At 72.4% G+C, this 18,019-nt stretch carries 12 protein-coding genes and 2 pseudogenes; 7 read left to right on the forward strand and 7 right to left on the reverse strand.

Annotated features, from left to right (window positions below; genetic code table 11):
- Positions 1-15: 15 nt before the first annotated feature.
- The 3 genes from JGS22_RS11575 to JGS22_RS11585 all read right to left on the reverse strand — a co-directional run bounded on the left by JGS22_RS11575 (position 16) and on the right by JGS22_RS11585 (position 4,878).
- Positions 16-1,302, reverse strand: coding sequence for an ABC transporter substrate-binding protein (locus JGS22_RS11575; protein WP_236073791.1), 1,287 nt, complete (start codon positions 1,300-1,302; stop codon positions 16-18).
- A gap of 230 nt (positions 1,303-1,532) precedes the next feature.
- Positions 1,533-3,203 carry a glycoside hydrolase family 13 protein gene (locus JGS22_RS11580; protein WP_211042528.1) on the reverse strand — a complete coding sequence of 557 codons (1,671 nt, stop codon included), beginning with the start codon at positions 3,201-3,203 and terminating at the stop codon, positions 1,533-1,535.
- Between the two features lie 457 nt (positions 3,204-3,660).
- Positions 3,661-4,878 (reverse strand): ABC transporter substrate-binding protein, encoded by a 1,218-nt coding sequence (locus JGS22_RS11585; protein ID WP_308405811.1) that lies wholly within the window; start codon positions 4,876-4,878, stop codon positions 3,661-3,663.
- 344 nt (positions 4,879-5,222) lie between these two features.
- On the opposite strand from JGS22_RS11585, the gene JGS22_RS11590 reads away from it, so the two are divergent.
- The 3 genes and pseudogenes from JGS22_RS11590 to JGS22_RS11600 all read left to right on the forward strand — a co-directional run bounded on the left by JGS22_RS11590 (position 5,223) and on the right by JGS22_RS11600 (position 9,062).
- Positions 5,223-5,729 carry a PadR family transcriptional regulator gene (locus JGS22_RS11590; RefSeq protein ID WP_211043869.1) on the forward strand — a complete coding sequence of 169 codons (507 nt, stop codon included), beginning with the start codon at positions 5,223-5,225 and terminating at the stop codon, positions 5,727-5,729.
- Positions 5,726-6,529, forward strand: a pseudogene (locus JGS22_RS11595) (ABC transporter ATP-binding protein); the annotation flags it as partial. The gene JGS22_RS11590 and the pseudogene JGS22_RS11595, both read left to right, overlap by 4 nt.
- Positions 6,530-6,746: 217 nt before the next feature.
- Positions 6,747-9,062: an ABC transporter permease gene (locus tag JGS22_RS11600; RefSeq protein WP_211042547.1), complete on the forward strand. Its 2,316-nt coding sequence runs from the start codon at positions 6,747-6,749 to the stop codon at positions 9,060-9,062.
- Between the two features lie 243 nt (positions 9,063-9,305).
- Here JGS22_RS11600 and ygfZ read toward each other — a convergent pair whose 3' ends face one another.
- From ygfZ to JGS22_RS11620, 4 genes and pseudogenes are all read right to left on the reverse strand, one after another.
- Complete coding sequence (gene ygfZ, locus JGS22_RS11605) at positions 9,306-10,286, reverse strand: CAF17-like 4Fe-4S cluster assembly/insertion protein YgfZ (protein ID WP_211042548.1); 981 nt, start codon at positions 10,284-10,286, stop codon at positions 9,306-9,308.
- A gap of 89 nt (positions 10,287-10,375) precedes the next feature.
- A complete protein-coding gene (locus tag JGS22_RS11610) occupies positions 10,376-11,428 on the reverse strand; it encodes an ABC transporter substrate-binding protein (RefSeq protein ID WP_211042549.1) in 1,053 nt (350 codons plus the stop codon).
- 249 nt (positions 11,429-11,677) lie between these two features.
- Positions 11,678-12,520, reverse strand: a pseudogene (locus JGS22_RS11615) (ABC transporter ATP-binding protein); the annotation flags it as partial.
- Complete coding sequence (locus JGS22_RS11620) at positions 12,517-13,617, reverse strand: FecCD family ABC transporter permease (protein WP_211042551.1); 1,101 nt, start codon at positions 13,615-13,617, stop codon at positions 12,517-12,519. The gene JGS22_RS11620 and the pseudogene JGS22_RS11615, both read right to left, overlap by 4 nt.
- 382 nt (positions 13,618-13,999) lie before the next feature.
- Here JGS22_RS11620 and JGS22_RS11625 point away from each other — a divergent pair, with 382 nt between their 5' ends.
- From JGS22_RS11625 to JGS22_RS11640, 4 genes are all read left to right on the forward strand, one after another.
- On the forward strand, positions 14,000-14,533 hold the full coding sequence (locus tag JGS22_RS11625; RefSeq protein WP_211042552.1) for a hypothetical protein: 534 nt from the start codon (positions 14,000-14,002) through the stop codon (positions 14,531-14,533).
- Positions 14,534-14,835: 302 nt separating this feature from the next.
- A complete protein-coding gene (locus tag JGS22_RS27095; RefSeq protein WP_211042553.1) occupies positions 14,836-15,321 on the forward strand; it encodes an ArsR/SmtB family transcription factor in 486 nt (161 codons plus the stop codon).
- Positions 15,318-15,605 (forward strand): hypothetical protein, encoded by a 288-nt coding sequence (locus JGS22_RS11635; RefSeq protein WP_211042554.1) that lies wholly within the window; start codon positions 15,318-15,320, stop codon positions 15,603-15,605. Before JGS22_RS27095 ends, JGS22_RS11635 begins: the two co-directional genes overlap by 4 nt.
- A 392-nt stretch (positions 15,606-15,997) precedes the next feature.
- A partial coding sequence (locus JGS22_RS11640) for an MMPL family transporter (RefSeq protein ID WP_236073798.1) occupies positions 15,998-18,019 on the forward strand: 2,022 nt, incomplete at its 3' end.

Genomic DNA, 18,019 nt, shown 5'->3' on the forward strand with positions numbered 1-18,019 from the left:
ACTGCGTGTTCGCCGTCAGCTCTTGCTGTACGCCTTCTTGGCCGCGGCCTCGATCTTGGCGGCGGTCGCCTTCGGGTCGGACGAGTCGCCGAGGAAGTCCTGGAGCAGCTTCCACAGGCCGGTGCCCTTCGTGCCGCCGAACGACGCGGGGGCCTGGTCGGACAGGTCGAAGCGGACGGTGTCACCCGCGTCGACCAGCTCCTTGGCCGCGGCCTGGGTGGTCTCGTCGCTGTAGGACTCCAGGTCCAGCTCCTTGTTGGGGGACAGGAAGCCGCCGGCCTCGGCCCAGATGGCCGCGGCCTCCGGGGTCGCCAGGTACTCCAGAAGCTTCATCCCGGCCTTCTGGTTCTTGCCGTCCTTGAGCACCACGGCCGCGTCGCCGCCGCTGACCACTGGGGCGTCGCCCTTGCCGACCGCCGGGAACGGGAAGAACTTCGCGTCCTCGCCGAGCGTGCGGTCGAACTGGTCCTTGGCGATACCGCCGACGAAGTCGCCCTCGTAGACCATCGCCGCCTTCGGCTCGGGGCCGAAGACCTGCTCGACGGAGGTGGGGAAGTCGGTGCGCAGTGCGCCGGCCGAGCCGTTGTAGAGCAGGTCCTTGTCGCCGAAGAGCTCACCGAGCGTCTCCAGCGCCTCGACCACGCTCTTGTCGGTCCACGGCATGTCGTGACTGGCGAGCTTGTCGTACTTGCCGGGGCCGGCCTGGGAGAGGTAGACGTTTTCGAACCAGTCGGTGAGTGTCCAGCCGTCCTCGCCGCCGACCGCGAAGGCCGGAGTGCCGGAGTCGGAGACGGTGCCGGCGGTCTTGAGCATCTCGGCGTACGTCTTCGGCGGCTTCACGCCGGCCTGGTCGAGCGCGTCGGGGCTGTACCAGACGGTCGACTTGTTGGCGGCCTTGAAGTACAGCCCGTAGAACTTGGTGCCGACGGTGCCGTAGTTCTTCCAGACACCCGCGAAGTTCCGGGTGGTCTCCATCTCGGCCTTGGAGGAGAGCGGGACCAGCCAGCCCTTCTGGGCGAACTGCTGCACCACGCCGACCTGCGGGACCATCGCCACGTCGGGTGCCTGGCCGCCCTCGATCTTGCTGCCGACGAAGGTCGAGACGTTGTCACCGGACGCGACGAGCTGCGTCTTGGCGCCGGTCTCCTCGCTGAAGGCGTCCAGCACCTTCTGGAAGTTCTTGGCCTCCACGCCGGTCCACACGGCGGAGACCGTCACGGTCTGGCCGCTCAGCTCGCCGTCGCCGCTCGCCGGGCCGGGGGATTCCCCGCCGCAGGCGGTGGCGCCCAGGGCGAGTGCCATGGAACCGGCGACCGCCGCCGATATTCGGGTGGCCTTCGCGGTGCCGCTGCGTCGCGTGCGTCTCATGGTGGTGCCTCTCTCGAGTTCCTCAGATGTCCATCGGTGCGTGGGTGCGCCGAGCACGGCGCACCCACGAAGTGCCTGTCGTGCGGGTGTTGCCTGTCGTGCGTGTCGTGCGTGTCGTGCGTGTGTGGTGCGGGTGGTGCTGGGGTGTGGTGGCGGTGCGGCGGCTACGGAGTGTCGCCGTCGCTCAGCCACCAGGCTGTGGTGGAACCGGGCAGTACGCCCGTTGGGCAGGGGCCGGAGGCGAGCAGCGGCGTACCGGCGACCGGTGCGGTCACCGGAGCGGTGCCGAAGTTGACCGCGCAGACCAGCCCGTCGCCGCGGGCGAAGGCCAGCACCTGCGGCTCGCTCTCCAGCCAGCGCAGATCGCCCTCGCCCAACTGCGGCATTCCCCGCCGCAGTTGGAGCCCGTCCCGGTAGAGGTGCCAGAAGGAGCGGGTGTCGGCCACGGCGCGGTCGGTCGCGTGCTCGGCGAACCACTCGGGCTGCGGCAGCCACGGCCGGGTCGCCTCGGCGGAGGAGCTGAAGCCGAACGGCGAGGCGTGGCCCGACCATGGCAGCGGTACGCGGCAGCCGTCCCGTACGTGCTTGCGGCTGCCGGTGCGGTGGAAGATCGGGTCGGTCAGCACCTCGTCGGGCAGGTCGACGACCTCCGGGAGGCCGAGCTCCTCGCCCTGGTAGATGTACGCGGCGCCGGGCAGCGCCAGCATCAGCAGCGCCGCGGCCCTGGCACGGGCCGAACCGAGCCCCGGGCTGTCCGCGCCGCCCTCGCCGGCGTACCGGGTGACGGTCCGCACCTGGTCGTGGTTGTTGAGCACCCAGGTGACGGTGGAACCGGTGCCGGCGATGTCGCGCATCGCCTCGCTGATGGTCTTGGTGAACGCGTCCGCGTCCCAGGGAGCGCTCAACAGGTCGAAGAAGAACGCCTGGTGGAGCTCGTCCTCACGGACGTAGAGCGCGTGCTCCTTGGCGGTGGGCACCGACACCTCGCCGACGAGCAGCCGGTCGTGGCCGTCGCGCGCGGTGTACTCCTCGCAGATCGACCGCCACTGGCGCCAGACGTCGTGCACCTCGGGCTGGTTCCAGGCGAGCGGGTTGACCGAGTCGCGGGAGCGCTCGTCGGCGCCCGGGTCGTCGGAGTCCGGCAGATCGGGGTGCTTGTACAGGCCGGCGGCGACATCGATGCGGAAGCCGTCGACACCGCGGTCGAGCCAGAAGCGCAGGATGTCGTCGAACTGTTCGGGCACCTCGGGATGCCGCCAGTTCAGGTCCGGCTGCTCGGGGGTGAACATGTGCAGGTACCACTGGCCGGGGGTGCCGTCCGGCTCGGTCAGCCGGGTCCAGGCCGGGCCGCCGAACATTGCGCGCCAGTTGTTCGGCGGCTCCTCGCCGGACTCGCCGCGGCCGTCCGCGAAGTGGAAGCGGCTGCGCTCGATGCTGCCGGGCGCCGCGGTCAACGCCTGCTGGAACCAGGGGTGTTCGCCGGAGCAGTGGTTCGGCACGACGTCCAGCAGCACCCGTACGCCCATCCGCCGGGCGTCGGCCATCAAGCGGTCGAACTCGTCGAGGTCGCCGTAAATGGGGTCCACATCACGGTAGTTGGCCACGTCGTAGCCGTGGTCGTGCTGCGGCGAGGGATAGAAGGGGCTCAGCCATATGCCGTCCACCCCGAGCTTCTTCAGATAAGGCAGCCCCGCGCGGACACCGGCGAGGTCGCCGATGCCGTCGCCCGTACTGTCCAGAAAACTGCGGACGTACACCTGGTAGATCACCGCATCGCGCCACCAGCTGTCGGTGGAGCGCGGGTTGAGGCCGTCGGTGGCCGGTGCTGTGGACATCGTGGAGACCTGTTCTCACATATTGCGTACGGGCTGGGCGCGGGAAGCCGGTGCGGGTCGTACCGGACGGGTGGCGACCCGGACCGGGCGGGATCGCCGCGCGGAGCCGTTGCGATGCGCTGGTGCGTGTGCGGAGTGACGTGGCGACGAGCCGCTGTGCCGCGGCGTAAACGTGATCACCGACACGTCGGTATGACGTACATGCATGTTAAGTAAGCGTGTCGTCCCCGTGTCAATGCACGGGACCCCATGGGCTGGGCTGTTGGCCGGAAAGTGCCAGAAAAAGACAGCCGTCGGTACTTAACGTGCATGTATCTGCGGCTGTCGGTCATCGCTGGGCGCACGGAACCGGCCGCGGCGCCGTAGGCACCCGTCCGTGGCGTCGACCGTGACGCCGGCCGAGGTGCCGGCCGAGGTGCCGACCGCGCGCGGTGCTCCTCGGCGGTCCGTCGCGCGCTCAGCTGCGGCGGGCGATCGCCTCCAGCTCGCGGTTGAGCCGCGCCACCGCGGAGTCGGGCGACTGGCGGCCGGACATCGCGTCGCTCACCACTGCCTGGACGGCGAGCGTCACCTGGTCGTAGCGCGGGCTCTTGGGTCTGGGCTCCGCCGCGAGCACACTCTCCCGCAGCGTCGGCAGATACGGGAACTGCCGCACCAGTTCGGGGTCGCTGTAGAGGCCGGACCGCACCGGGGGCAGCGCGCCGAGCGTCAACACCCGCCGCTGGACCGGCTCGCTGGTCAGGAAGGCGATCAGGTCCGCCGCCGACTCCGGGTGTCGCGACTGCGTGCTGACCGCGAGGTTGGAGCCGCCGAGCACGCTTGCCCCCGGCCCGTCCGGGCCCGGCAGCGGTACGGTGCCGACTCGGCCGCCGACCGCCGACTCCTCGGCGTTCGCGCCCGCGTACACGTACGGCCAGTTCCGCAGGAAGAGCAACTCGCCGTCCTGGAACGCCTGCCGGGACTCCTCCTCCTTGAAGTCGAGTGCCTTGCGGGGGATCCAGCCCTCGCGCACGCCCCGGGAGAGGAAGCCCAGCCCCTCGCGTGCCGCCGCCGAGTCGACGGTGACCTTCGCGCCGTCGTCCACCAGGATCGAGCCGCCCGCCGAGTGGACGGCCTCCGTCGCGTTCACCGCCAGCCCCTCGTACGGCAGGAACTGGCCCGCGTAGCCGTCGAGTCGGTGCTTGGGGGCGAGGGTGCGGGCGAGCCGCTCCAGCTCGGCCCAGTCGCGCGGCGGCTCGACCCCCTCGGCCTCCAGGATGTCGGCGCGGTAGTAGAGCAGACCGGCGTTGGTGACGTAGGGGACCGCGTACAGCCGGCCGGCGAAGGTCGCGGTGTCCTCGACGGGCGGCAGGAAGGAGTCGAAGGGGAAGCGGTCCCGGTCCATCGTCCGGATCCAGCCGGCCGCGGCGAACTCCGAGGTCCACGCGACATCGATGTTCAGCACGTCGAACCGGTCGCTGCCGGACCGCAGTTCGGTGATCATCTGCGCCCTGGTCTCGTCCGCCGAGTCCGGTAGCTCGATCAGGGTGACCCGCTCGTCGGGGTGCTCGCGGTTCCAGTCGGCGAGGACCAGCTCCAGGTAGTCGGTGAGATCGCCGGCCGTCACCAGGGTGATCGGGCCGCGGCCACCGTCCTTCGGACGCGGCGTGGCGCCCGTGTACGCGGTGAGCAGCACGGCGCGTCCGAAGGACGGTGGCCGCGGCCCGATCACCCTGGTGACGGCCGGCGATCTCACCGACTACCTGGAGCTGGTCCTCGCCGACTGGAACCGCGAGCACCCCGACGAGCGGGTCACCCTGATCGAGCTACCGGACTCGGCGGACGAGACCAGGGCGCAGATGATCACCGAACTGCGGTCCGGCAGCGAGCCGGTCGCCGACAGCGGAGCGGGCGGCCGGGGGCGGCGGTTGCGAGCGTCAGCCGGGGTCCCGCGCCGCGCACGGACACCTGGCACCGGACGCCGACGGCCGCGCCGGCAGACGAGCGGACCGGCCGGTCCGGGGAGAGGGGAGAGCACGCGTGCGACTCGCGCTCCTCGCCCTGTTGGCCAAAGGCCCCGCGCACGGCTACGAGTTGGGCCAGGCGCTGGAACGCCTGCTCGGCGCCGCCTATCCGCAGCCGAACGTCGGCCAGATATACGTGACGCTCTCCCGGCTGGAGAAGTCCGGACTGATCGAGGGCGAGCAGGTCAGCCAGCACAACCGCCCGAACAAGAAGACCTACCGCCTGACCGCCGCGGGCGAGGAGGCCGCCCTGGCGTGGTTCGAGGAGACCTCCCACGAACCGCGGGTGCGCGACGAGTTCTTCATGAAGCTCGCCCTCGCGCACAGCACCGGCCTCGCCGACCGGATCACACTGATCAACAAGCAGCGCCGCCAGTACCTCAACGCGATGCGCGAGCTCTCCCGCCTCGCTGCTGCCGAAGATCCCGACAACCGCGTCTCCCAGCTGCTCATCGAAGGTGCGATGCTGCATCTGCAAGCGGACCTGGACTGGCTCGAACGCTGCCAGGAGGAGCTGGAATGACAGACGCCCCCGACGCCGCACCCCGTACGCCCGCAGTCGCGCGGGGGACCGGCCGCACGCGGGGCACCGCCGACCCCGTACCGGTCGCCCCCGCCCCGGAGTCCGCACCGCGGTCCGAGGCGACAGTGCGGGCCACCGGGCTGGTGAAGACCCACCGCGGCGAGGGCGGCGCGGCCCGGGCGGTGCGCGGCGTCGACCTGACGGTCCGCCGCGGCGAGTTCGTGGCGATCACCGGTCCGTCCGGCGCCGGCAAGTCCACGCTGCTGCACCTGGTCGGCGGGCTCCAGCGGCCCGACGCGGGCAGCGTCTGGCTGGACGGCGAATGCGTGGACGACTACAGCGAGGCGCGCTGGGCGGTGCTGCGGCGGCGCCGAATAGGCATCGTCTTCCAGTTCTTCAACCTGGTCTCCAACCTCACCGTCGCCGACAACGTGGAGCTTCCCGCCCTGCTGGCCGGCACCTCCCCGCGCAAGGCCCGTCAGGAGAGCGCCGACCTCCTGGAGGAGCTGGGCCTGGGCGACCGGGCCCGCAGCATGCCGGGCGAGCTGTCCGGCGGCGAACAGCAACGCGTCGCACTCGCCCGCGCGTTGGTCAACCACCCCGCCCTGCTCCTGGCCGACGAACCGGCCGGCAGCCTGGACAGCAGAGGCACCCGCGAGGTCATGCGGCTGCTCAACCGCTTCCACCGGCGCGGCCAGACCATCCTCCTGGTCACCCACGACGCCCGTCTGGCCTCCGCGGCCGACCGCGTCGTCAGCTTCTTCGACGGACGTGTCGTCGACGACGCCGACCTCGCCGGCGACCGTACGGGCGTCGGCCCCGGGGACCGTACCGGCCGCACCGCCGCCGACCGCCCCCGCCGCCCGACCACCGACCCCGACGAGCGCGAGGCCCGCGGCGACCCCGACGAGCGCCCCGACCGCGAGGCCCGCCCGGAGCGCGACGCGGCCGGCCGCGGCGGGCGCGGAGTCGGCGACGGCGGCGGGGTCTCCTCACTCCTGGAACTGAAGGAGTGACGTGCGCGCCACCCTGCGCTGGGCCCACGCCGACCTGCGGACGCACCGAGGCGAGGCGCTGTTCAGCGTGCTCGCCACAGCCGGCATCATCACCGCCCTGCTGCTGGCCACCGCGCTGTTCAGCTACGCCGCCAACCCCTGGCAGCGGGTCTTCACCCAGTCCACCGGCGCCCATGTGTGGATGCACACCGGTACCCACACCGACGCCGAGGAGCTGGACCGGCTCACCGGGATGGACGGCATCACCGCCGTGGCCGGCCCGTACCGCACGCTGCGTGTCAGCGCCCAGCTGCGCGGCCGGGCAGCCGTGGAGCTGCGCGGAGTCACGGCCGAACCGCCGCGCACCGCACGGCCGTTGCTCACCGAGGGACGCTGGCTGACGGACTCCTCGCGCGACGGCGTCGTCCTCCAGAGCAGCGTGGCCGACGCGCTGTGGGCGGAGACCGGCGACACCCTCACGCTCGGCGGGCAGGGGCGTACGGCCCGTACCCTCACCGTCGTCGGGGTCGCCGACACCGCCGAACCCCGCTACCAGGAGGGGGAACGGCCGGGCCTGGGCTGGGTGCTGCCCGCCACCCTCGACCGCGTGGCCGCCGACACCGACCAGCGCGGCCAGGTGGTCGGCCTGCGGCTGGCCGACCCCGCCGACACCAACTTCGCGGTCCAGCGGGCCGTCACGCTGCTCGGCGCGGACGGCGTCACCCAGGTCTCGCACTGGCAGCAGGCCCGCAACGACGCCCAGAGCGACGACCGACTGCTCGGCACGCTCCTCGCGGTGTTCGGGGTCGGCGCGCTCCTCGCCGCCTCGGTCGCCGTGGCCGGCGCGATCAGCGGACGCATCCGCGGACAGCTCCGTGACATCTCGATTCTGAAGGCCATCGGCTTCACGCCGGGCCAGGTGGTGCGGATCTTCCTCGTCCAGCATGTGGCGTTCGCGCTGCTCGGCGCGGTGCTGGGAGTGACGGCGCTCCAACTCTTCGGCGCCGCTCTGCCCGGCCGGCTCGGCGATGTCGTCGAGGTCTGGCGGGACCTGCCGGGGCACACCGCGGCGATGGTGCTGGTGCCGGGCGCCGCGGTGCTCTTCATCGCCGCCGCCACCTCGCTCGCCGCCTGGCGCGCGGGCCGGGTGCCGCCGGTGCCCGCCGCGCGCGCGGCCGTACCGCCGGCCGTACGGATGTCGAGGGTCGCGCGCACCGCGCTCGGTATGCGCCTGCCGCCCGCGCTGGTGCTCGGCTGGCGCGCCGCCTTCCACCACCGGGGCCGCTCGCTCGCCACCCTCGCCCGACTGACCCTGCCGCTGCTGCTGATCACCGCGGCGCTCAGCGCCTGGTCGACGATCGACCGGGTCGAGACCCGCCCCAGCGATCTGCTCGCCACCGCGCTGACCGCGCGTGCCACCGACGACCTCGGCGAACGCGCCGCCGCCGCCATGCTCGCCGAGGACCCGGACGTACGCGCCGTCCACCCCGGTGCGCAGGTCGCGGCGCTCGCTCCCGGCCAGACCAGCACCCTGACCCTGCGCGGCCTGGGGACGGACCGCGAGCCGTACCCCTTCCGGGTTGCCGAGGGGCGCGCGCCGGACGGCCCGGACGAGGCGGTGGCCGGGCAGGGGCTGCTCGACCTGCTGGACCTCGGGGTCGGCGACTGGGTGCGGTTGACCGTCGAGGGCAATCCGCAGGTGCTGCACGTGGTGGGCCGCACGGTCGAGCCCGAGCGCGGCGGTCGGGTCATCGCCACCTCGCTGGACACCCTGCGCGAGCGCGACCCCACCGTCGTCGCGGACTCCCACCACCTCCAACTGCGCGACGGCGCCCGCCCGTCGGAGGTGAGCGAACGCCTGGCCGACGGCTCCGGCGGCCGGCTGGAGCTGCGCGAGGCGGGTGCGCCGGTCGAGGGGATGCAGTCGATGCGCGGCGTCCTCCTCGGCCTCATCGGAGTCCTCGCGCTCATCGGGCTGACCGAGCTGCTCACCGCTGTCGCCACCCGCATCAAGGAGCGCGAACGCGACCTGCTGGCCTGGAAAGCCATCGGACTGACGCCCCGTCAGGTGACAGCCGTCATCCTGTCCGCCGTCGGACTCACCGCGCTCGCCGCGGCGTTGGCCGGTACGGCGCTGGGCACCCTGGTCGGGCAGTGGCTGATCGACGCACAGGGCCGTACCAGCGGCATCGGCGCCGGGCTGGCCGTCGGCCCACCGCTGTGGATGCTGGCCGCGGTGGTCTCGGCGGTCGTCGTCGGTGCGCTGCTTGCGGCCCTGCCACCGGCCGTACGAGTGGGCAGGCGCCGCCTCGCCGACACACTGAGCGCGGTGGCCTGAGCGGGGCGGCCCTCGTGCGCGGAGGCTCGGGCGCGGAGGCCCGGGCGAGGTGGCTGCGCCCGGCCGCCCGGCTGTACGCGGCTCGTCCGGCTGTACGCGGCGGGCCACAACCGGCGTGCGGGGACGGCGCGTTCGACCGCCGCGCGCGTACGCCGGGGGCCACCGCCCGGGGCCGAACGGTCGCTCCTCGGCGGGGCCGGACGACGGGCACGTCCTGCTCAGGGCCGGACGGCACTCCCGTGCTCAGGGTTGGACGATGGGCTCCTGCGCCGCCGCCGTGCCCCCGCCGACCAGCAGATCCGCTTCCAGGGCGACGTTGCGCTTGACCAACGCCATGGCGACCGGGCCGAGTTCGTAGTGCCGGGCGGCGCTGGTGATGAAACCGAGCTGGCGCCCCTCCGGCCCGTCCGAGGCCAGACGCACCGGATCGCCGTGGGTGGGCAGGATGACCTCGCTGCCGTCCAGGTGCAGAAAGACCAGCCGACGCGGCGGCTTGCCCAGGTTGTGGACCCGGGCGACGGTCTCCTGCCCCCGATAGCAGCCCTTCTGGAGATGCACGGCCGAACCGATCAGCCCCACCTCGTGCGGGATCGTGCGGTGGTCGGTCTCCATGCCGACCCGCGGCCGGTGAGCCTCGATCCGCAGCGCCTCCAGCGCCAACGCCCCGATGGGCGGGCCGTGTTCGCCGCGCTCGGCGAGGTCGCGCAGCTGCTCCCGGGGCAGGAAGATCTCCCGCCCGTACGAGGTCTCGCGCGTCATGACGCCGTCCGGGACCGTCGCGATGGAGCCGGCCGGCAGCAGGACCAGCGCGTACTCCTCGGTGCGGTCGGCGGCTTCCACCCGGTAGAAGAACTTCATGCTCTCCAGATAGTCGAGCAGTGCCTGCTGCCCGCCGGGCTCGGTGTGCAGCCACACCGTCTCGCCGTCGTCGACGACCGAGAGGCCGTGTTCGATGTGGCCGTTGGCCGTGAGGACGAGCGCCTCGGTTGCGTGCCGCGGCTCCAGCTCGCTCACGTGCTGGGTGACCAGCAGGTGCAGCCAGGTCAGCCGGTCCTGCCCGCTGACGGTGAGCACACCGCGGTGGGAGAGGTCGACGAAACCGGTGCCGTCGGCCAGGGCGCGCTGTTCCTTGAAGAGATCGCCGTAGTGGGCGGCGACACCCTCGTCGGGTCCCTCGGACGGGACGGCGCCGGGAAGCGAAAGCAGCGGGCTCACATACGACATGCGTCCAGCCTACGTCCCGTCGCCCGGGCCGCGTCGACACGATCACCGAACCGGGCGGGCACCTCCGCCCGGCTCCGTACGGGGGCGGGTCAGCGGCGTTCCCCGCGCTGGTTCACGGTCTCCCGGATGTACGCGCCGAGCTCGGTGATCGCCTGCGGGTTGCGCGGGCTCTCCACCAGGTCGACGTAGTCCAGGGTGAAGATCCTGTCGTTGCGCACCGCCGACACGTTCCTCAGCGGCGGGAAGGACTTGAGGAAGCGCTCCTTCTGCTTCGCCGAGACCTCGCCGTAGTCGTTGATCACGATGATCTCCGGATCGCGTTCGACCACGGTCTCCCAGCCCACACTCACCCAGGAGTCCGCCAGATCCTTCATGACGTGGTCGCCGCCCGCCCTGGTGATGATGTCGTGCGGCCCCGCGAACTTGCCCGAGGTGAACGGCTTGTCCTCGTCGGCGTCGTAGAGGAAGACCCGCGGCCGGTCCCCGCCGGTCGGTGCCCGCTCCTCGGTCGCGGCGACCTGCTCGCGGAAGTCCTTGATCAGCTTCGCCGCCCGGTCCCGTACGTCGAAGAGGGCGCCGAGCGTCTTCAGATCGGTGTAGAGCGCCTCCAGCGGCGACATCACCCCGCGCGCCTTCCCCCTGCCGTTGCGGCAGGACTCGGTCAGGAGGTACGAGTCGATGCCGAGCTTGTCGAGCGTGGCGGGGGTGAAGCCGTCGGCCTCGCTGAAGCCGTAGTTCCAGCCGGCGAAGACCAGATCGGCCCGGTGGTCGACCGCGAGCTCCTTGCTCACCTTCTTCTTCGAGAGCCACTCGGTCTTCCGGTACCCGTCCCGCCACGGCACGTCCCGGTCGCCGCTCTTGCGCTCGGGCGTTGCATAGCCGGCCATGTGGCCCTCCAGCCCGAGGGCGAACATGATCTCGGTGATCCCGATGTCGTTGGTGATGACCCGCTGCGGCGCCCGGTCGAAGGTCTTGCGCTCGCCGCAGTTGGTGATCGTCACCGGGTAGTTGCCGCCGGCGCGGGCGTCGTCGTCCCGGTCGGAGTCGTCGATCTCGGCGCCGCAGCCGGTGAGAGTCGTGAGCGCGGCGAGCGCGGCGAGCACGGCGCCGGCCCGCAGCGCGCGGGGAGCAGAAGAACGCATGGGTACAGCCCTTCAGGGGGAGTGGAGCGGATTTCCCGACGCGGACACCGGTTCGGTGACGGAAGCGGAGCCGCCGGCACGCCCCGTACGGTCCGCCGTGCCGGTCGTACGGCCCGTGTCGGTCGTACGGTCCGCCGTGTCGGTCGTACGGCCCGTTGTGTGGCTCGCGCGGTCCGCGTGCCCCGAACCGGCCGCCCGGGCCTCGGTGTTCGCGGGCGAACCGTCCGCCGCCGGCGGTGCGCCGCCGCCCGGCAGGCGGTCGAAGAGCAGCTGTACGGCGCCCGAACCGGGGTGGGTGACCCGGTGCGCCCGCACCCCGAACACCCCGGCCAGCAGCTCGGCGTCGAGCACCTCGGCGGGCGGCCCGTGCGCGGCGATGCGGCCGGCGGAGATGACGTACAGCTCGTCGCAGTACCGCAGCGCAAGGTTCAGATCGTGCAGCGCGGCCAGCACCGTCGGCCGCCCGCCGCCGCGTCCGTCCACGTCGTCCTGCGCGCCGCCGCGCCCGCCGCCGAGTCCGTCCCCCTCGCGCCCGGCGCCCCAGTGCCGTACGAGGTGCAGCACCTCCAACTGCTGGGCGACGTCGAGGTGGTTGGTCGGCTCGTCCAGCACCAGCACCCGGGGGCGCTGGGCCAGCGCACGGGCGATCAGCACCCGTTGCTTCTCGCCGCCGGACAGCGTCAGAAAGCTGCGCTGCCGCAGCGCCGTCGCCCCGACCCGCTCCAGAGCGAGCGCGCACAACCGCTCGTCCTCCGCGCTCGTCCGGGCAACGGACCGCTGGTGCGGAATCCGTCCCATCGCGACGATCTCCTCGACGCTGAAGTCGAACTCCGAGCCGGATTCCTGCGGGAGCGCCGCCACCAGCCGCGCGCCCTCCTTCTCGGGTATCGAGTCCAGGTCCGTGCCGTCCAGCCGTACGACTCCGGAGCTCGGCCGGTCGGCCCGGTACACGCAGCGCAGCAGCGTCGACTTGCCGCTCCCGTTCGGCCCGACCAGGCCGACGACCGTTCCGCTGCGGGCCTCCATCGTCACCTCGTGCACCAGGCGGGCGCCCGAGCGCTCGACCGTCAACGCGTCGATCCCGACTCTCATCCGGTGCCTCCGAAGGTGTAGCCGCGACGACGCATGAGCAGCAGGAAGCAGGGAACGCCGATCACCGCGGTGAGCACCCCGACGGGAAGTTCGACGGGTGCCAGGAGCACCCGGGAGAGGACGTCGACCCACACCAGCAGCACGGCACCGGCCGGCGGCGCGACGAGGAGCACCCGGCGGTGGTCAGCGCCGACCAGCATCCGGACCGCGTGCGGCACCATCAGCCCGACGAACCCGATCGCGCCGCTCACCGCGACCGCGCAGCCCACCACCAGCGCGGTGAGGACGAACAGCTCCCGCCGCAGCCGCTCCGCCCGTACCCCGAGCGCCGCGGCGGTCTCGTCGCCCATGGCGAGCGCGTTCAGCCGGCGGGCTGAGACGAGGAGGTGGCCGATGCCGAACAGGACCGCGGCGGCGGCGACGGGCAGCGACTGCCAGGTGGCGCCGCCGAGGCTGCCGAGCATCCACATCATCGCCGAGCGGGCGGCCTCGCCGTGCTCGGCGTGGAAGACCATGAGGGTCGTCAGCGCGGAGAACCCGTAGTACATGGCCGTACCGGTGAGCACCAGCCGCAGCGGCGTCAGCCGGCCCCCGGAGGCGGCGACGGCGTAGACCAGTGCCATGGCGAGCATCGCGGCGACGAACGCGGCGGTGGACATCGCCCAGACGCCCAGCGCACCGAACGCCCCGAAGATCAGCACCGAGTTGGCGCCGACCGCCGCTCCGGAGGAGATGCCGAGCACGAACGGGTCGGCGAGGGCGTTGCGCACCATCGCCTGGATCGCCACCCCGATCGCGGCCAGGCCGGCCCCGACCACGGCGGCGAGCAACGCCCTCGGCAGCCGGATCTCCCACACGATCGTGTAGGCCGCGACCTCGTCCGGCGCGATGCCGCCGCCGAACAGACCCGCCCACAGGTACCCCATCGCCCGGGCCGCACCCAGCTCGGACGAGCCCAGCGAGACGGCCGCGACGAGGGAGACGGGCAGCAGGACGGCGAGCGCGCAGAGCAGCGGTACCAGCGGGACCCGGCGCCGGCCCGGTGCCGGGCGCTCGTGCTGCGGCGGCGGGGCGCTCGGCGCGGCCGTAGCGGACATGGCGGTTCGCCTTCGGCTTCGGCCGGTTCGTGCGCGACGGTGCGGGCCACGGCCGGGCCGCACCCCCTCGCAGTCCGCGGCGAGTTGACAGGGCATCGGGGCCGCCGCGGGCGATCGGGCTCGCGGCGACCGGACGGCCGCCGCCCACCGTTGCGGGTCAGCGCCGGACTTCGACCGGCTTCTCCCACGGGGCGAGTGCAGCGTAGTCGGTGCGGTACGCAGGCACCACGGGCGGTTTCCCGCCGCCGACGGACGGTACGGCGGGCCGGGCGACCGCCGCAGGTCGGCGGCCCGAGCCCCGTCGCGCGCCGCCGCCACCCGCCCGCACCGTGACCAACACCACATATTCACCGGCCGGTCGGGTCGAGCGATAATCGGTCGTATGGACGTACGCACCTCCCCGCCGCAGCAAGACCGGCGCCCGTCGCAGGACGGCCCGCAGCCGGAGCCGATCCTCTTCTACGGCACCCGCTGGGTGGATCGCACCGACGGGTACGTGCCACGCAGGATCGGGCTCGGCCTCGGCGCCTTCCTCGCGACTCTCGCCGGGGCGGGCCTCTATCTGCTCGCCTGGCAGGGCCTGGCGTTCTCCGAGGCTCCGGGCTGGGTGAACTCGCTGGTCATCGGAGCTGTGGCGATCTGCACCGTGATCGCCTTCGTCAAGTCCTGGAACGGCTATGTGCGCCCCACGGCGGGCCGCGACGAGAGCGTGGAGAGCTCCATGCGCAGCCTGCGCATGATCGGGTTCGTCGGCGGACTGCTCGCCTACGCGCTGCGCAGCCTGGTCGAGGCGCCCGGCGAGAAGCTGCGCCGGACCGCGTACGACGCCGAGAGCCGCGCGTACGAGCGGCGCCGGGTGACGCGTACCGGCAATCCGGCGCTCCGGGCCGCGTCGAAGGCCAGAAAGCGTCGCTGACCGCTCACCACAACCAACACTTCCGGGGTGCCGCACGAAGCGGCACCCCGGAAGTGTTTCCGGCGGTCGTTCCCGGCCGCACCCGCGTACGCCCGCCACCCCCCGGCGGACAGCCGCCACGGGGTCGACCCTCCCTCCCGCGCTTGTGCGGGTCGCCCCTCGTTCCCATCGGGGCCAACCCCGAGAGGCCCCGGAGATGCGTCAGATTTCTTTGACGCACCTTCCCGGGTGTGTCAGCTTCTTCTTACGCATATGTGCACCTACGCACGTACGCACGGAAGAAGAACGGAGGGGAGCAGCACATGGCCGAAGGCCGGCTCCCGACCGGCGACGAACTGCTGAAAGCCCTCGCCGCGCTCGCCAATCCGCACCGGATACGGATCATCGGCGCGCTGTTCCGGGGCCGCAACTACGTCAGCAGACTCGCGCGCGAGATCGGGATGAGCCGACCGCTGCTGCACATGCACCTCCAGCGGCTGGAGGCGGCGGGCCTGATCGTCGGCTCGCTGGAGCTGTCCGCCGGCGGCAAGGCGACCCGCTACTTCGAAGTGGCCCCGTTCGTCTACGAGTTGACGCCCGAGACCATCGCTCGGGCGACATCGACGCTGACGCACGACACCGACCGCAGATCGGCGGAGCCGTCCGGACCGCCCGGCGCGGAGCCTGCCCCGCAGCGCACCGCGGCCCGTGGTCACCGTCACCGCAGCACCACCCCGGACCCCGGATGCTCCGGGCGCTCCGGGCAGACCCATCCCCCCGAGCACACCGAGAAAGAGGATCTGCTGTGAACGACTCACTGGTGACGACGGCGGCCGATCCCGCCGGCGTCTGGGCGGCGGCTCTCGGCACTGGCGGAGTCTTCCTCCTGATGATCGTCCTCGTCTGGCAGATCGCCGCGACCTGGCGCGCCCGGATGCTCGCGGCGCGCGAGGACGAGTACAAGGCGCTCGCCCGCAAGTACGCGCAGCTGCTGGAGGACAACCAGCTGATGCAGCACCGGCTCCTGGAGGAGCTGGGGGAGACCCGCAAGTCCGTCAACTCGATGGAACGCATGATGCGCGAGATCGAGTGAACCCGCTGTCGCGAAGGCGGCACCGCACTCGTACGGCTACGGCCGGGAGCGGCAACTCCCGGCCGTAGCGCCCCGGAAGCACTGACAAGTCCAGAACACCCGCACACCGCAGCCAGGTCGGCAAACCTCGTGCGCCGCGGTGCGGGCACCGCTCTGCCACGACTGCTCCGGCCTGTGCGCAAGGCGCCGCCAGCGGCAGCGTGCTCCCGCCCGAAGGAGAACACCCCATGGCCGCCCCGAGCAAGAGAACCCAGCGGCAGGAGCCGCCCCCACCGTCCTCGCAGCTCCCGGAGACCCGGCCGCCGGCCCCCGGACAGCGCTCCGGCCCTCTCGCCTTCCTGGCCGGCCGACGCGGCAAGTGGATCGTGGTCGCCGTCTGGGTTCTGGCGGTGATGGCGCTCGGCCCACTGGCCGGCAAGCTCGGCGAGGTGCAGGACGCCGGCTCCAACGCCTTCCTCCCCCGCTCCTCCGAATCCGCCGCGGTCAACACGGAGTTGGAGAACTTCCGCACCGAGGGCGAGCTGATCCCGGCCCTGGTCGTCTACACCGGAGGCGAGAGCGACGAGCGCCGGGCCAAGGCCGCCGCCGACCGCCGCGCCTTCCAGGAGTACGCCGCGACCGGTCAGCGGATCGCCCCGCCCGCGGAGTCCCGCGACGGCGAGGCGTGGATGACGGTCGTACCGCTCTCGTACGAGGACGACCCCTTCGGTGCGCTCGACGAGATCCGCGAGATCACCGCCGCCAACGCCCCGCCGGGGGTGGAGGCCCACATCGGCGGGCCGGCCGGCTCCCTCCAGGACTCCGTCGCCGTCTTCGACGACATCGACGGAACGCTGATGGCGGCCTCCGCCCTCGTCGTCACCCTGCTGCTCCTGCTCATCTACCGCAGCCCGGTCCTGTGGCTGGTCCCGCTCGTGGCGGTCGCCTTCGCCGCGGTGCTGACCCAGGTCGGTACGTATCTGCTCGCCCGCTACGGAGGGCTGCCGGTCGACCCGCAGTCCGCGGGCATCCTCATGGTGCTCGTCTTCGGCATCGGCACGGACTACGCACTGCTGCTCATCGCCCGCTACCGCGAGGAGCTGCACCGGCACGAGGACCGCCACGAGGCGATGCAACTCGCCCTGCACCGCTGCCTCCCCGCGCTGCTGGCCTCCGTCGGCACCATCGCCGCCGGGATGTGCTGCCTGGCGCTGGCAGACATCAACTCCTCCCGTTCGCTCGGCCTGGTCGCCGCGGTCGGAGCGGTCTGCGCGTTCCTCGCGCTGGTGACGGTGCTGCCCGCACTGCTGGTCGTCGCCGGCCGGTGGGTCTTCTGGCCGCTGATCCCGCGCTGCGGCGCGCCGGTTCGGGCCGGTCGGTCCGGGTGGGCGCGGATCGCGGATCTGGTGGCGGCGCGTCCGCGCAGGTCGTGGCTGCTCTCGGTCGGCCTCACCGCCGTACTGGCACTCGGCACGGTCGGAATGTCCTTCGGCCTGAACCAGTCCGAGCAGTTCCAGACCGAGCCCGAATCGGTCGCCGCCCAGGAGCGGGTCTCCGCGCACTACCCCTCGGGCGCCTCCGACCCCGCCGTCGTGGTCGCGCGTGCGGACGCCGAAGGCGCGGTGACCTCCACCGTCGAGAGGGTGGACGGGGTCGAGGAGGTCACCGGCAGCCGGCGAACCGCCGACGGCGCCCTCGTCTCGCTGGACGTCGTACTGGAGGACGCCCCGGACAGCGAGGCGGCCAAGGAGACCGTCGCCGAACTGCGCACCGCTGTGCACGCGGTGGACGGCGCGGACGCGCAGGTCGGCGGCGTGACCGCCGAGACCGTCGACACCCAGCGGGCGGCGGCCCGCGATCTGGTGGTCGTCGTGCCGGCAGTGCTGCTGGTCGTGCTCGGCGTGCTGATCTGGCTGCTGCGCTCCCTGGTGGCGCCCCTGCTGCTGTTGGCCTGCACGGTGGCCTCCAACCTCGCGGCCCTCGGCGCCTCGTACTTCCTCTTCGTCCACGTCCTCGGCTTCGCGGGAATCGACTGGTCCATCCCCCTGATGGGCTTCGTCTTCCTCACCGCGCTGGGCATCGACTACACGATCTTCCTGATGACCCGGGTGCGCGAGGAGGCCGCACTCCACGGCCACGAGCGAGGTGTGCGCAACGGACTGGTCTCCACGGGCGGGGTGATCACCAGCGCCGGCGTCGTGCTGGCCGCCACGTTCGCGGTGATCGGCTCGATGCCGCTGGTGACGATGGCCCAGCTCGGCGTGCTGGTCGGGGTCGGCGTGCTGCTGGACACCTTCCTCGTGCGCACGGTCATGGTCCCGGCCCTGGCCCTCGACCTCGGCGACCGCACCTGGTGGCCCGGCCGGCTCTCGCGCCGCCGGAACATCGCCGAGCCCGAGGACGACCACGGGTACGCGACGGACGACTTCCCCCGC

The sequence above is a fragment of the Streptomyces tardus genome, from assembly GCF_018101125.2.
GTDB classification, from domain to species: domain Bacteria; phylum Actinomycetota; class Actinomycetes; order Streptomycetales; family Streptomycetaceae; genus Streptomyces; species Streptomyces tardus.